Below are 13,398 nucleotides of genomic sequence, written 5' to 3'. Positions count from 1 at the left end.
CACATTCCTCCTTCTCTCGGAGTTCATGTGTTCTTTTTATTTTTCCGGCGCAGATTGTTCTCAGATGACGATATTTCCGCTTTCCGTATCTGTCGCGTGCTTCACAATGACGCCTTTGATAATGCGGTTGCCGATGATTTTAGTACTTGCGGAGGAGCTGGTTTGGATGGCGGAAGCAGAAGCGGCGGATAGGTTGTTGATGGTATTGCCCGAAACGAGGGAATTGGAGGCTCCGTTCAGATAGATGCCGATCGGGCTGCCCGCTGTTCGGTTGATCGTGAGCGTATTGTCTATGACTTCATGCGTGCCTGAGTTCAGATACACGGTAACGATAAGCGGTGATGATTCAAAGCGGTTGCTGATGACAGAGGTTCCCGAGGATGTTGAACTGAATACGGGATAGTTTTTATAGTTCTTAAAGAGATTGCCTTTGATGACAGCCCCGGCGTCATTTGTCACAGATACGGCATAGGACTCCGCGGCGCCCTGATACGCATTCGGAAGGAGCGTATTTCCTTCAATAACGGCATTTCCGCCTGTGACCCATATGCCCCGGCTGAACGATTTCAGCACATTTTGTTTTACAATGATACTGCCGGCCGACATGCTGATTCCGTCTGTCACCTGATTCAGAGTGTTATTCGTAAAGACGACGTTCTCCGAAAGCGTCGCCCGCATCCCCGTGCTTCGTCTCGTTTCGGAACGTCCGTTTTCAATGACATTGCCGTCAACGGTCACATCTTCTGCCTGATAGACGGAAATGCCCGTATTTTCAAATTGATTAATTTTGTTGTGGGTGACGAGGACGCTTTTTCCCCTTACATCTATTCCGGTGGAAAACCCGGTAATCAGATTGTTGGAAATGACGGCACTGCTGCTGTCCTGTCCTTGTGACACACCTTGTCCGGCGACTGCGGTCCTTGAGCCGCCGTCTGACCGAAAGAAGACATTCCCCGTAATGACGGTATGCGCCCCATACCCGTAGCTGATTGTGTTATCGGAATGATTTCCTTCAATTAACACATTATATCCGTTAAAATTGGTGACTGAGCTTGCGGCGTTTCCGGAAAAGAAGTTGTTGCGGACCGTAATATGAAGAGCTTCTTCATAATCAATATCGCCTTCTCCGTACGATTCAATATCGATTCCGAATTTCGGAGCCGTTCCGTTCCCTTGCCCGGCGTCTTCAATCACGCATTCTTCCACCGTAACGGTATTGCAGCCGGTTATTGAAATGTTGTTCCGCCTTGACTGCCTGATCTCACAGCGGCGGATGGTCACCTGTTCTGAAGTTTCGTAATCACTGTTTGTTTTTAACCCGAGCGGGCTGACAATTATACCGTCTCCCGTAAAATCTGAAATCTTCACATTTTCGATCAGCACATTGCTGCTGCCTTCAATACAGATTCCAAACCCCCATTCATGGGTCGACCGCAAAGGGACATTGGTATACGTGTGTTCATCCCGTTCCCCGATGATCCGGCCGCCGGTGATGGTGACATTTTCACGCCTGCCTATATAGAAAGCCGAGTAGCCCCAGGAGCTGTTCGGCGCCACTTTAATCGTGCATTCCGGATCTAAAACGATGGTGAGATGGCTCGGCACGTTAATCCCGGCGTTCCGAAACGGCTGGCTTTTGTCCCCGCCAAGCGTGCCGTTGATTTTATACGTTCCGGGCGGAAAAAACACCGTATGACAGCCTTCGCTGACGGCTCTGGCCAAGCATTGGTTGATGGCGCCCGTCACATCGGTTTTTCCGTCTGCCGCCACACCGCAATCCGTAATATCCAATATACGATTCGGCAAGTGATAATCTCCTCCTTCCTCTCTTATTGTCATCTTATTCCGCCATATCCCGCTCCGCCTGTACATACTTTAAATTTTATTAAAAAAGTTTATAAAGATAGTTTAGTCAGATAATATAACAAAATAAGTCATTGGAATCAGGAAAATTCGTCTATATTCACCGTTTTAATATCTTTTCATTCTGGAATTTTTTGAATTCAGTATAAATTATATTGACACAAGTATTATATAAGAATATGATTTTTGTAATACACTTTTTTAAGAAAGGGTTGGCTCAGGTGGCATCTATTGATAAGGAATCTATAACAGAAACTGTGCCGCAACGAGGCTTTTTCGGTCATCCCCGCGGCTTGTTCACACTGTTTTTTACCGAATTTTGGGAACGTTTCTCCTACTATGGTATGAGAGCCATATTGCTTTACTATTTATACACGGAAGTCGCTCATGGCGGTCTCGGCTTTGATAAAACGACCGCAGTTGCCATCATGTCCATATACGGATCTCTCGTATATATGTCGAGCGTCATCGGCGGATGGCTGGCCGACCGGGTATTCGGCACGGCAAACACCGTATTTTACGGCGGAATTTTAATTATGTTCGGGCACATCGCTCTTGCCTTCCCCGGCAGCACGGCGGCGTTTTTTACCAGCATGGCTCTGATCATTATCGGAACCGGCCTGCTTAAACCAAACGTATCCAGCGTTGTCGGAGATTTATATACGAAGGAAGACGAGCGCCGCGACTCAGGTTTCAGCATCTTTTACATGGGGATCAACCTCGGCGGATTGCTTGCGCCGCTAATTGTCGGAACACTCGGACAGAAGTACAACTACCACTTAGGCTTCGGATGCGCCGCGGCCGGTATGTTCCTCGGACTGATTGTTTTCGCTCTTACGAGAAAGAAATACCTCGGCAAAGCAGGCTCCAATGTACCGAATCCGATTTCTAAATCATCAGTGATCGGCACGGGAATCGGAGTGGTCATCGCAGCAGCCGTTATTATTGTTCTGATTCAAACCGGCTGGCTGACGATCCAGCGTGTGATTGACACCGTCAGTATCCTCGGCATTGTCATTCCGGTTATTTACTTTATCGTGATGTTCACAAGCAAAAAAGCGACGAAAACGGAAAAATCACGGCTTGCGGCTTATGTTCCCCTGTTTATTGCAGCGGCAATGTTCTGGGCGATTCAGGAGCAGGGCGCGACGATTCTAGCTTTATATGCGGATCAGCGCACGAGACTTTCCTTTGCGGGCATGCATCTTGAGTCTTCATGGTTCCAGTCTCTGAACCCGTTATTCATCGTTATTTTCGCGCCGGTGTTCGCGTGGATCTGGATGAAGCTCGGCAAACGCCAGCCTTCAACACCGATTAAATTCGCGATCGGCATTATCCTTGCCGGATTATCATTTTTAGTCATGGTGCTTCCGGTTATGGGCGGAAGCGGCGAGCTTGTGAGCCCGCTTTGGCTTGTGCTCAGCTTCCTTTTGGTTGTGCTTGGTGAGCTTTGCCTTTCACCGGTCGGTTTATCCGTCACAACGAAACTTGCGCCTGCAGCTTTCTCAGCGCAGACGATGAGTATGTGGTTTTTAACAAACGCCTGCGGTCAAGCCCTGAACGCAAAAGTAGTCGGTTTGTTTGATAAGATTTCTGAAGCGGCCTACTTCGGCTCAATCGGTCTTGTTTCGATCATTCTCGGTATTATTTTAATTCTTCTGTCTCCCGTCATTAAACGGGCGATGAAAGGCGTACAATAAAAGAGAAGCCTGCGGAATCGTCCGCAGGCTTTTTTTGTGCGTCTATCGTTTTAACTCCTCAAGTGTTTCTCTCCATCTCTTCAGGACATCTTCCGGTTCGTGGAGCTGGATGGCCGGTCCTGATGTCAGATCCGCGTATTTCGCCCGATCTTCCTTGACGGTGATCACGCGGCAGCTGAACCGTTCCCGCTCGTGTTTCGCCTCTTTCAACGGCGGAAGCGCCTTACATTCCAATGTGACGTAATATGCGGCTCCTCCGTGCCAGGCGATGAAAAGAGCTTGTCCCGAATGCAGCAGGCTTTTTACGGTCGTCGTGTTTTTCCATAAGGCGAGCCGGAGATTTGTTCTGCTCACGGCCGCGATTTCACCGGCGCTGATCATGGCCGCGTGCGGACGGCCTTCTTTTGTCACGGATTGGAGCACAAATGCGTCGTGCTGCTTTTTTTCAAGCTCCGTTCCGTCTAAAAGCGTGTAAAGCGCCTCCGGCAAGTGCTCCGTCAGCATTACGCTTTTCTTTCCGGGACAGCGGGAACATGTGTGGCCGTCTCTGTTTCTTTCGGATCGATTTTAAATGCCGGGTTGAATGCCGCCGGATTCGTGATGCTTTCCGGTTCACAGGATCTCCATGTAAAAAAGCAGGTTTGGCATTGGTATATTTCCCAAGCGCCTTTGACCGGCGATTGGCTGACGGTTTCTCCTTTTTGCGATTCACAGCGCGGGCATGTTTTCATAGTAAACTCATCCTTTCTTATTGATTCATTAAGTCCATCAGTTTTTGTTCCCACTCTTTCGTTGTCAGCGGGGAATCAAGCGGCTGCGAATAATGGCCTCTTGTTTCCGGCGCGACAGGCGTCGTGGCGTCAAGAATCATTTTGTGTGTCATCCCTGCCGGATCAGACCCCGGGTCAAGCGGAAGGACGGACAGATCAGGAATGATGACTGCATCGTGTTTCGGATGCATTTTCGTTGAGAGCGCCCACATGACTTGCGGCAGGTTAAACGGATCGACATCCTCATCCACGACAATGACCATTTTGCAGTAGCCGAGTCCGTGCGGCGTCGTCAGGGCGCGCATGCCGACGGCCTTGGCAAATCCGCCGTAGCGCGTTTTCGTGGAGATAATGGCGATCAGCCCGTGCGTATACATCGCATTCACGGCGACGATTTCGTTCGGATAGGCTTCCTTCAGCTGCTGGTAAAGCGGCACGCACGTATTAATGCCGATCATATAATCGCACTCCGTCCACGGCATGCCTAAGTATAAATGTTCAAAAATCGGATTGTTTCTATGATATACCCGTTTGATTTTGATCACCGGCATGCTGCGGCCGCCTGAATAATGGCCCGTGAACTCACCGAAAGGTCCTTCGTATTCCCGTTCTCCCGCAAGGATCTCTCCTTCCAGAACGACTTCAGCGCCCCAAGGGATGTCTAAATCAGACAATTTAGATTTAACGATTCTGTAGGGCTCCCCTTGAATCGCGCCGGCCATTTCATACTCGGATTGATCGTATAACAGCGGAGTTGATGCAGCCGTCGTAATCACCGGCTCACAGCCGAGCGCGATCGTAACAGGAAGATTCACGCCACGTTCTTCAGCTTGGCGAAGATGAATCGCAATATCATGCTGAGGCACGGGCTGAATGCCAAGGCGGTCTTTTCCCTTTACCTGCATTCTGTAAATACCGACATTCTGCTTGCCGAAATTGTCCGGATCTTCAAGATCGCGGGAAATGACGCACGCTTTATCCAAATAGTAGCCGCCGTCCCCCTGGTTGATTCTGAATAGCGGAAGGATGTCAAATAGATTGATATCTTCCGTTATTTCATTTTCATGAAACGGCGCGGTTTCTTCCCGTTTGACCGGCACCGGAAATGCATCGTACCGTTTGGCAAACTCAAAGAATTGTTCTTTAACAGGCGTATCTTTCGGCATGCCGAGCATCATCGCGTGATTCGGCCACGAGCCGATGACATTCAGAGCCACCTGCGCATCGTGATGTCCGTAAATATTGTTAAACAAAAGCGCAGGGGTTTTATCCCCGAGATTGCTGGCTGCACGCGCGGCGGCGCCCAGATCCGGCTCCGGTTTTACCTCTTCGTTGACGGTTAAGAGCTGCCCTTCTTTTTCAAGAGCGGCGAGAAATTCCCTAAAATCCTGATAGGCCATTATCAGATTCCTCCTTTTTGTTTTTCAATTCCGTACCACCGTTTTGCTTCCGGCAGACGGATGCCGAACTGATCGAGCGTCCGGAACACAATATGGTCTATCAATTCATCCATGTCAGCCGGCTTGTTATAGAATGCCGGCATCGGCGGAAGAATGACGGAACCCATTTTTGTAAGCGCTAGCATATTTTCTAAATGGATTTGGCTGAGCGGCGTTTCTCTTGTCAGCAGCACAAGTTTTTTCCGCTCCTTCAGGATGACGTCAGCCGCCCTTGTCAGCAGATTGTCAGCCATTCCGGTGCGGATGCTTGCCAGTGATTTCATGCTGCACGGAGCGATGATCATCCCGTCCGTTTCAAACGAACCGCTTGAAATCGCCGCTGCCTGGTCTTTGTGAGAATACGTATAGGATGCGAGTTTCTCGACATCTTTTAACGTATAATCGGTTTCATGTGTAATGGTGACATTTGCCCAAGGAGACACGACAAGATGGGTTTCGATCTCCGCGGCTTTTAAATATTCTAAAAGCCTGATCCCGAATATGGCTCCCGTTGCCCCGGTCATTCCGATGACGAGCTTCATATTGACCCCTCCTTTACGCTTGAAATGTGGTGTCAAATCCATCATACTCCTGATATATCCATATGAAAAATATTCGTTAAATCTATGTATCATACCTTAAAGGTATAAAAGAAAGGAGCGAGCGTTCTCATGGATATTCGGCAATTGCGTTATTTCATCACCATTGCCCAAGAGCAGAAAATCACGACGGCCGCCAAAAAGCTCCATATGGCACAGCCGCCTTTGAGCCGACAGTTGAAACAGCTCGAAGAAGAATTGGGCGTCATTCTGTTTGACCGCAATAAAAAGAAACAAATGACCCTCACATATGAAGGAAACGTCTTTTTGAAAAGAGCGAAAGAGATTCTTCATAAGTTTGAGGACGCTATAATCGAGGTACAAGAGCTGAAGGAGGAGGTGGCCGGGACACTTGCCGTCGGGTCAACCATTTACTGCGCAGCGCTCATGCTTGAGAAAGTGTCACAGATGAAAGAGCGGTTTCCGCATCTCACCTTTAACATTTGGGAAGATGAACCCGTCTCACTGCTCGAGCTTCTGGAAACCCGGCAGATTGACGCCGCCGTCACCACCACCTTGATTAAAAACGACGGCATTGAATCGAAGGAGCTTGAAGACATTCCGTGTGTATTGGTGCTGTCCGAGCATTCAAAACGACTGTGCGGAGAAACGATTAAACTGAATGACATCGCCTCTTTGCCTCTGATCCTTTTGCGCACCGTCAATGGAAGAGGTGTGTATGACCAAGTCCTCCAAGTTTGTGAACAGTACGGTCTCGACCTCCAGGTTGTTTGTGAATGCCATGACTCCGCGACGCTCTTGAGCCTTGTATCATCAGGATTCGGCGCCACAATTCTGCCTTTGACGATGATTCCCGTCCATATGCGCTCGCATGTCAAAACGGTTATCATCGAAGACAACCCGTTTGTCATGACACCGGCCGTCATCTGGAGAAAAGACAGCTACCTGCCGAAGCCTGTCAGACAGTTTTTGGAATTATTTTGATCCGGAACACGATGAATTCCCGCTTATGAAAACCAATTACTTGACTCATACTAAAAAAAAGTTATCCTTTACAATTGGGAGCTATTTTTTCTCAATAAAACTACTCAGAAAAGTGGGGAATAAAGAAGATGAAAAAAGCATTATTCGCTTTGTTCATGATGGTCAGCATCGCAATGCTTGTAGCCTGCGGAAACTCACAGGACAGCGGATCTAAGTCAAAAGACGGCGATCTTTGGGCTTCTGTCAAGAAAAAAGGCGTACTGACCGTCGGTACAGAAGGAACGTACGAACCGTTTACCTTCCATGATAAAAAGACTGACAAACTGACCGGATATGATGTTGAAGTGATTCAAGAAGTCGCGAAACGCCTCGGTCTGAAAGCTGACTTTAAAGAAACACAATGGGACAGCATGTTTGCCGGTTTAAACGCGAAACGGTTTGACGTCGTCGCCAACCAAGTCGGCAAAACAGGCCGTGAGAACCAATATGATTTTTCTGATAAATACACAACGTCAAATGCAGTCGTCGTGACGAAAAAAGACAGCACGATTGCGAAAGAGGCTGATGTCAAAGGAAAAACAGCGGCTCAGTCATTAACAAGCAATTACAATAAATTAGCGAAAGAAGCCGGCGCGAAAATTGAAGGCGTTGAAGGCATGGCGCAATCCCTTCAGCTCATTCAGCAGGGCCGCGCTGATCTGACTTACAACGATAAGCTTGCCGTACTGAACTACTTAAAAACGTCCGGCAATAAAAACGTGAAAATCGCGTTTGAAGCAGGCCAGCCGCAGCAGACATATTTCGCATTCCGAAAAGGAAGCGGCGAACTTGTGACTCACGTCAACAAAGCGTTAAAAGAAATGAAAGAGGACGGGACTCTTTCTAAAATAGCGAAAAAATGGTTCGGCGAAGATGTTTCTAAGTAACATGCCGGAACCCGTGATTGCAACAGCCATTCCGTGGGATTTGGTGCAGCAGTCATTCTGGCCGATTCTTTCCGGGGGAATCTATTACTCGATTCCCCTTACCATTCTTTCCTTTATTTTCGGAATGATCATCGCGCTGATTACGGCGCTCGCCAGAATGTCAAATATGAAACCATTGAGATGGGTGTTCAGCGTATACGTATCAGCGGTGCGCGGCACTCCTCTTCTCGTTCAATTGTTCATCATTTTTTATCTGTTCCCGACATTTAATATTACGCTGGACCCTTTCCCAAGCGCAGTCATCGCGTTTTCATTAAACGTGGGCGCCTATGCTTCTGAAATCATCCGGGCATCTATTTCATCCGTGCCGAAAGGGCAATGGGAAGCCGGTTATACGATCGGCATGACCTATCGCAAGACATTGTTCCGCGTGATCCTGCCGCAGGCGTTTCGCGTGTCCATTCCGCCATTATCAAATACATTTATCAGCCTGATCAAGGATACATCTCTCGCGTCACAGATTCTCGTCGCGGAGCTGTTCAGAAAAGCGCAGGAAATCGGCGCGCAAAACCTTGATCAAATCTTGGTCATCTATATTGAAGCCGCCTTTATCTATTGGATCATCTGCTTCTTGCTGTCAATCGTACAGCATGTGATCGAACGGCGTCTCGACCGTTATGTGGCCAAATAAGGAGGTTTCGATATGCTTTCCGTCAAAGGATTAAATAAATCATTCGGACAGAATGAAATTTTAAAAAAGATAGATATGGAGATAGAAAAAGGGAAAGTCATCGCCATTCTGGGACCGTCCGGTTCAGGAAAAACGACGCTTCTGCGCTGTCTGAACGCGCTTGAGATCCCCAATCGCGGCGAGCTGGCATTCTCCGATTTTTCAATAGATTTCTCCAAAAAAGTGAAGCAGGCTGATATTCTCCGCCTCCGCCGCAAATCAGGCATGGTCTTTCAGGCGTATCATCTGTTTCCTCACCGCACGGCGCTTGAAAACGTCATGGAAGGACCCGTTCAAGTGCAAAAGCGCGACAAGGAGCAAGTCAGAAAAGAAGCGATAGAGCTTCTGGAAAAAGTCGGACTGAAAGACAAAATGGATTTATATCCGTTCCAGCTTTCCGGCGGTCAGCAGCAGCGGGTCGGCATCGCCCGCGCGCTTGCGATTCAGCCCGAGCTGATGCTGTTTGACGAACCGACGTCAGCACTTGATCCGGAGCTGGTCGGCGAGGTGCTCAAAGTGATTAAGGATCTGGCGAACGAAGGCTGGACGATGGTCGTCGTCACCCATGAAATCAAATTCGCGCAGGAAGTGGCCGATGAAGTCATCTTCATTGACGGCGGCGTCATTGTGGAACAAGGACCGCCGGCCCAGATTTTTTCCGCGCCGAAAGAAGAACGCACGCAGCGGTTTTTAAATCGTATACTGAATCCTTTGTAGGAGAAGAAGCGAAACACTGATTTCGCTTCTTCTTTTTTTGGGCGGTTATGCTACAATGACAATTAATGAATGTTATGAAAGAAGGGACCTCTTTGAAGCGGGAATTCTTGATGCGCTGGACGTTTTATTTTGCCGGTCTGTTGATTTTGTCTTTCGGGGTATCGTTAACCATTAAAGGAAAAGCTCTCGGCATCAGCCCTTGGGATGCCTTTCATTATGGGCTTTTTCAGCATTTCGGGCTATCTGTCGGCCAATGGTCCATCTTGGTCGGCGCGGTCATCGTGGCTTTAACCTGCCTGTTCACGAGGACGCTCCCGAAAATCGGCGCTATCTTAAACATGGTGCTGATGGGAATGTTTATTGATTTCTTCTCGTTTCTGCTTCCTGAGGCGCACGCTTTTTCCTTAGCGGCCGTGTTTTTTTCTATCGGATTGCTGCTGATCGGCTGCGGCGTCGGTATTTACGTATCAGCAGGGCTCGGCGCGGGCCCCCGGGACTCTCTGATGATGCTGATATCTGAAAAAACGGGCTGGAACGTGCAATGGGTGCGGAACGGCATTGAGCTGACGATTCTTGCCGCAGCCTGGGTGATGGGCGGACCGATCGGCGCCGGAACCATTATTACGGCTGTTTTGACGGGGCTGATTCTGCGTTTTTCTTTGCCGCAGTCCTCTAAACTGTTAACATACGCGATCTCCGGGCGGGCAACGTCCGTTCATTAAAAACAAAGCCGAAACGGTTTTGTTTTTTTATTTTCGGACAGCTTTCGTCTGATATGGTAGGATGGTTTTGACAATATTTTCAGACGGAGGATCTGGACATGAAGATTTACGGAATATATATGGACCGCCCGCTTTCTGCAGGGGAAGAGGATCGGATGATGGCGGCCGTGTCCGCCGAAAAGCGGGAAAAATGCCGGCGCTTTTATCATAAGGAGGATGCTCACCGCACCTTGATCGGCGACATGCTGATCCGCACCGCTGCGGCGAAGGCTTACGGACTTGATCCGGCCGGGATTTCATTCAGCGTCCAGGAATACGGAAAGCCGTACATCCCCGCGCTTCCGGACATGCACTTTAACATTTCCCACTCCGGGCGCTGGATCGTGTGTGCCGTTGATTCAAAACCGATCGGCATTGATATTGAAAAAATGAAGCCCGGCACGATTGATATCGCCAAACGTTTTTTTTCGCCGACGGAATACAGTGATCTGCAAGCGAAACACCCCGATCAGCAGACCGATTATTTTTACCACCTGTGGTCGATGAAAGAAAGCTTTATCAAGCAGGCCGGAAAAGGGCTTTCCCTTCCGCTTGATTCATTCAGCGTCCGCCTCAAAGACGACGGCCATGTGTCCATTGAGCTCCCGGACGGACATGAACCTTGTTTCATCCGCACATATGATGCGGACGAGGAATATAAGCTGGCCGTTTGTGCGGCGCATCCCGATTTTTGTGACGGGATTGAGATGAAAACGTATGAAGAGCTGCTGTAAGCATAGAAAAAGGAGGGTATCCCCCTCCTTTTTTTGTCAGCCTGATATTTCCGCCTGTTTCTGCAGCTGCTTTGCTTCTTGATAAATTTCTTCGAACAGATCCGCGATGTATTCTTCTTCAACACATGAAAATGCGATTCGCAAATCGGTTTCATTAATGGATATCGTCCCGATTCCTCTCTTTTCAAGCAATGACACTCTTAATTCACCGGCGTTTATGTCTCTCAGCCGGACACACATGAAATAACCCGAGTTAAACGGATAAGGCGTCCATACGTCTTCATAGTGCTTGTTTTCTGCAAGAACGGCTTTCACTTTGTCAGCCCGTTTTTTCATGATATTATATTTCAGCGATTTTTCTTTCTCGTATTCCGGTGACTGCATCGCCCGCAGCATAAACGTTTGGGACGGATGCGGGGCGCTTGAAATCGTTCCCCTGATAATCCCTTTTGTTTTTTCCTCGAGCACGCGCAGCGCTTTTTCGCTTTTTGTGCTGTACGTAATAAAACCGACGCGGAAGCCCCACGCATAATTTTCCTTCGTCGCGCCGTCTATTTTTACGCAAAGCACCCGGTCGTGCACTTGGGCGAGTTTGCTGAAGATGGATTCCTGAATGGCCGTTTCATCGTAAAACAGATTGTAATACGCATCGTCTACGAGCACGACAATCTCTTTGCCGGCCTCCGCCGCCTCCAGGATCACACTGACGATTTCTGACGCTTCCTCTTCCCCCGGCGTATAGCCTGTCGGATTATTCGGGAAATTCAGCACGACAATCGCCTTTTCTTCCTGCTTTTTCAGCAGCTCGGACAGCCCCGCCGCATTAAAACGCCCATCCTGCTGAAAAAGCGGGTACGTCTCAATGGATGCCTTGCGCCGGACACCGAAAATAAAATTGTAATTTCCCCAATATTTATCCGGCAGAAGCAGCGCATCCCCTTCATTGACGAACAAGTCGGCGGCAATGCTCAGCCCGTGTGTTAAAGCGTTTGTCACGATCGGCGTGCTGATGTCTTTGCCGGCTAATGAAGGATTTTCGAGACGCATTTTTTTCAGCCATTCCTGTCTGAGCGGCTCTTTTCCCTGCGGCGGAGCATAATCGTAGATATCATCGGGGTTATAGGCGGACAGTGTCTCTTGAATATGGGAAAAGTGCATGGACTCGCCTTGTGAGGTGGCAATCCCGATCGTGGCATTATACTTTCCGGCCTTGGCTTTCGCTTCCGCCGATTGTGTCAGCACCCCTTTCGGATAAAACAACTCTCTGCCCAAATCAGAAAGCATATGAAGCACGTGCGGGTTTTCTTCAGATAATGTTCTGTTCAGCTCTTTTGCTGCATCATTCATGTACGACAATCCCTTCAAAATTATATTCCATCAAATCATAACATAAAATTTTTGATAAATGAGAAAACTCACGGGCAGATTTTGTTACAAAAAACAGACAGCGAATGCTGTCTGTCATCTCCTATAACAATTGGCCTGCAGTGCTCCTGTTAATAATCTCATATATTCGTTCCGCCACTTTTTCAGTTTCACTTAATATGAACATGTGGCCGTCCGAAAACTCATGAAATACGGGATTGTCGGCCCATTTTTTCCATCCGTCCGCATCTTTGATACATTTTTTATCTTTCCGCCCGTTAAAAATATGGACGGGTGATTGAATCATGTGAGAATCAGACGGACGGAAGCTTTCAAGCGCGCGGTAGTCGGACCTGAAAGAAGGCAGGAAAAATGACATGACCTCCTTATTCTCCACTAACTCCTGCGGCATTCCGCCCAGCTCGATAATATGGGCGAGAAATTTTTCATCATCAAGATGAGACACTTTTTTCCTTTCAACATGCGGCGGCTGAATGGCTGAGATGATCACGGCCTGCGGGTAAATCCCCTCCCGCTCCAGCTTTTGCGCCAGCCTGAAAGCGACCATGCCTCCCATACTGTGGCCGAACAGCACAAACGGGCGGTCAGGATGGAGATTCAACTCCTGCTTGTATAAACTGACAAGCTGTTCAAAATCCTCAACGGCGGACATTTGATTTGTTCCGTGTCCCGGCGGTTCCGCGGCAAGCATCTCACACTCACCTTGAAGATAGGTGTGGAGCGGGCGGAATGATGCGGAATAGCCTCCTGCGAACGGAAAACAGATAAGCTGCGTTTTTTCCGTGGTATCGAACGATTTAAAGAGCTGGACCATTGGCGGGCTTCCTC

General features: G+C 48.6%; 14 protein-coding genes. 7 read left to right on the top strand and 7 right to left on the bottom strand.

Annotation, left to right across the window (positions count from 1 at the left end):
- Positions 1 to 60: 60 nt before the first annotated feature.
- Positions 61 to 1,806: a right-handed parallel beta-helix repeat-containing protein gene (locus L3V45_RS01870; protein WP_079978289.1), complete on the bottom strand. Its 1,746-nt coding sequence runs from the start codon at positions 1,804 to 1,806 to the stop codon at positions 61 to 63.
- Positions 1,807 to 2,084: 278 nt separating this feature from the next.
- On the opposite strand from L3V45_RS01870, the gene L3V45_RS01865 reads away from it, so the two are divergent.
- On the top strand, positions 2,085 to 3,563 hold the full coding sequence (locus L3V45_RS01865) for a peptide MFS transporter (protein WP_003156366.1): 1,479 nt from the start codon (positions 2,085 to 2,087) through the stop codon (positions 3,561 to 3,563).
- Positions 3,564 to 3,605: 42 nt separating this feature from the next.
- On the opposite strand, the gene L3V45_RS01860 is transcribed toward L3V45_RS01865, so the two are convergent.
- Genes L3V45_RS01860 through L3V45_RS01845 form a run of 4 tightly spaced genes read right to left on the bottom strand, consistent with a single transcriptional unit; the run spans position 3,606 to position 6,350 of the window.
- Positions 3,606 to 4,067, bottom strand: a complete 462-nt coding sequence (locus tag L3V45_RS01860) for a hypothetical protein (RefSeq protein WP_014304330.1) — start codon at positions 4,065 to 4,067, stop codon at positions 3,606 to 3,608.
- On the bottom strand, positions 4,067 to 4,294 hold the full coding sequence (locus L3V45_RS01855; protein ID WP_003156368.1) for a non-oxidative hydroxyarylic acid decarboxylases subunit D: 228 nt from the start codon (positions 4,292 to 4,294) through the stop codon (positions 4,067 to 4,069). Before L3V45_RS01855 ends, L3V45_RS01860 begins: the two co-directional genes overlap by 1 nt.
- Positions 4,295 to 4,311: 17 nt before the next feature.
- Entirely contained in the window at positions 4,312 to 5,733 is a 1,422-nt protein-coding gene (bsdC, locus tag L3V45_RS01850) for a phenolic acid decarboxylase BsdC (RefSeq protein ID WP_003156369.1), read from the bottom strand.
- A 2-nt stretch (positions 5,734 to 5,735) separates the two neighbouring features.
- Positions 5,736 to 6,350, bottom strand: a complete 615-nt coding sequence (locus tag L3V45_RS01845; RefSeq protein WP_088005476.1) for a non-oxidative hydroxyarylic acid decarboxylases subunit B — start codon at positions 6,348 to 6,350, stop codon at positions 5,736 to 5,738.
- A 93-nt stretch (positions 6,351 to 6,443) separates the two neighbouring features.
- Between L3V45_RS01845 and L3V45_RS01840 the strand changes: the two genes are divergently transcribed.
- The 6 genes from L3V45_RS01840 to L3V45_RS01815 all read left to right on the top strand — a co-directional run bounded on the left by L3V45_RS01840 (position 6,444) and on the right by L3V45_RS01815 (position 11,184).
- On the top strand, positions 6,444 to 7,316 hold the full coding sequence (locus tag L3V45_RS01840) for a transcriptional regulator BsdA (protein ID WP_003156371.1): 873 nt from the start codon (positions 6,444 to 6,446) through the stop codon (positions 7,314 to 7,316).
- Between the two features lie 128 nt (positions 7,317 to 7,444).
- Positions 7,445 to 8,242 carry a cystine ABC transporter substrate-binding lipoprotein TcyA gene (gene tcyA, locus L3V45_RS01835; protein WP_015388712.1) on the top strand — a complete coding sequence of 266 codons (798 nt, stop codon included), beginning with the start codon at positions 7,445 to 7,447 and terminating at the stop codon, positions 8,240 to 8,242.
- Entirely contained in the window at positions 8,229 to 8,933 is a 705-nt protein-coding gene (locus L3V45_RS01830) for an amino acid ABC transporter permease (RefSeq protein ID WP_003156375.1), read from the top strand. Before tcyA ends, L3V45_RS01830 begins: the two co-directional genes overlap by 14 nt.
- A 12-nt stretch (positions 8,934 to 8,945) precedes the next feature.
- Entirely contained in the window at positions 8,946 to 9,689 is a 744-nt protein-coding gene (gene tcyC / locus L3V45_RS01825; RefSeq protein WP_003156376.1) for a cystine ABC transporter ATP-binding protein TcyC, read from the top strand.
- Positions 9,690 to 9,799: 110 nt separating this feature from the next.
- Positions 9,800 to 10,411: a YczE/YyaS/YitT family protein gene (locus L3V45_RS01820; protein ID WP_440100094.1), complete on the top strand. Its 612-nt coding sequence runs from the start codon at positions 9,800 to 9,802 to the stop codon at positions 10,409 to 10,411.
- A 98-nt stretch (positions 10,412 to 10,509) separates the two neighbouring features.
- Positions 10,510 to 11,184, top strand: coding sequence for a 4'-phosphopantetheinyl transferase family protein (locus tag L3V45_RS01815; RefSeq protein WP_060657811.1), 675 nt, complete (start codon positions 10,510 to 10,512; stop codon positions 11,182 to 11,184).
- A 36-nt stretch (positions 11,185 to 11,220) separates the two neighbouring features.
- Here L3V45_RS01815 and L3V45_RS01810 read toward each other — a convergent pair whose 3' ends face one another.
- Both L3V45_RS01810 and srfAD read right to left on the bottom strand, forming a co-directional pair.
- Entirely contained in the window at positions 11,221 to 12,531 is a 1,311-nt protein-coding gene (locus L3V45_RS01810; protein WP_024084875.1) for an aminotransferase class I/II-fold pyridoxal phosphate-dependent enzyme, read from the bottom strand.
- Positions 12,532 to 12,652: 121 nt separating this feature from the next.
- A complete protein-coding gene (gene srfAD, locus L3V45_RS01805) occupies positions 12,653 to 13,384 on the bottom strand; it encodes a surfactin biosynthesis thioesterase SrfAD (protein WP_014304324.1) in 732 nt (243 codons plus the stop codon).
- Between the last annotated feature and the right edge of the window lie 14 nt (positions 13,385 to 13,398).

Source organism: Bacillus sp. R45 (genome assembly GCF_021729365.1).
Taxonomy (GTDB): domain Bacteria; phylum Bacillota; class Bacilli; order Bacillales; family Bacillaceae; genus Bacillus; species Bacillus velezensis.
This window is presented reverse-complemented; position numbering and strand designations above follow the sequence as displayed.

What these genes read in the sequence shown, in the direction of transcription:
- L3V45_RS01860 (WP_014304330.1), bottom strand. Translation starts at nt 4,067, where the DNA reads ATGCTGACGGAGCACTTGCCGGAGGCGCTTTACACGCTTTTAGACGGA.
- L3V45_RS01855 (WP_003156368.1), bottom strand. Translation starts at nt 4,294, where the DNA reads ATGAAAACATGCCCGCGCTGTGAATCGCAAAAAGGAGAAACCGTCAGC.
- bsdC (WP_003156369.1), bottom strand. Translation starts at nt 5,733, where the DNA reads ATGGCCTATCAGGATTTTAGGGAATTTCTCGCCGCTCTTGAAAAAGAA.
- L3V45_RS01840 (WP_003156371.1), top strand. Translation starts at nt 6,444, where the DNA reads ATGGATATTCGGCAATTGCGTTATTTCATCACCATTGCCCAAGAGCAG.
- tcyA (WP_015388712.1), top strand. Translation starts at nt 7,445, where the DNA reads ATGAAAAAAGCATTATTCGCTTTGTTCATGATGGTCAGCATCGCAATG.
- L3V45_RS01830 (WP_003156375.1), top strand. Translation starts at nt 8,229, where the DNA reads ATGTTTCTAAGTAACATGCCGGAACCCGTGATTGCAACAGCCATTCCG.
- tcyC (WP_003156376.1), top strand. Translation starts at nt 8,946, where the DNA reads ATGCTTTCCGTCAAAGGATTAAATAAATCATTCGGACAGAATGAAATT.
- L3V45_RS01820 (WP_440100094.1), top strand. Translation starts at nt 9,800, where the DNA reads ATGCGCTGGACGTTTTATTTTGCCGGTCTGTTGATTTTGTCTTTCGGG.
- L3V45_RS01815 (WP_060657811.1), top strand. Translation starts at nt 10,510, where the DNA reads ATGAAGATTTACGGAATATATATGGACCGCCCGCTTTCTGCAGGGGAA.
- L3V45_RS01810 (WP_024084875.1), bottom strand. Translation starts at nt 12,531, where the DNA reads ATGAATGATGCAGCAAAAGAGCTGAACAGAACATTATCTGAAGAAAAC.
- srfAD (WP_014304324.1), bottom strand. Translation starts at nt 13,384, where the DNA reads ATGGTCCAGCTCTTTAAATCGTTCGATACCACGGAAAAAACGCAGCTT.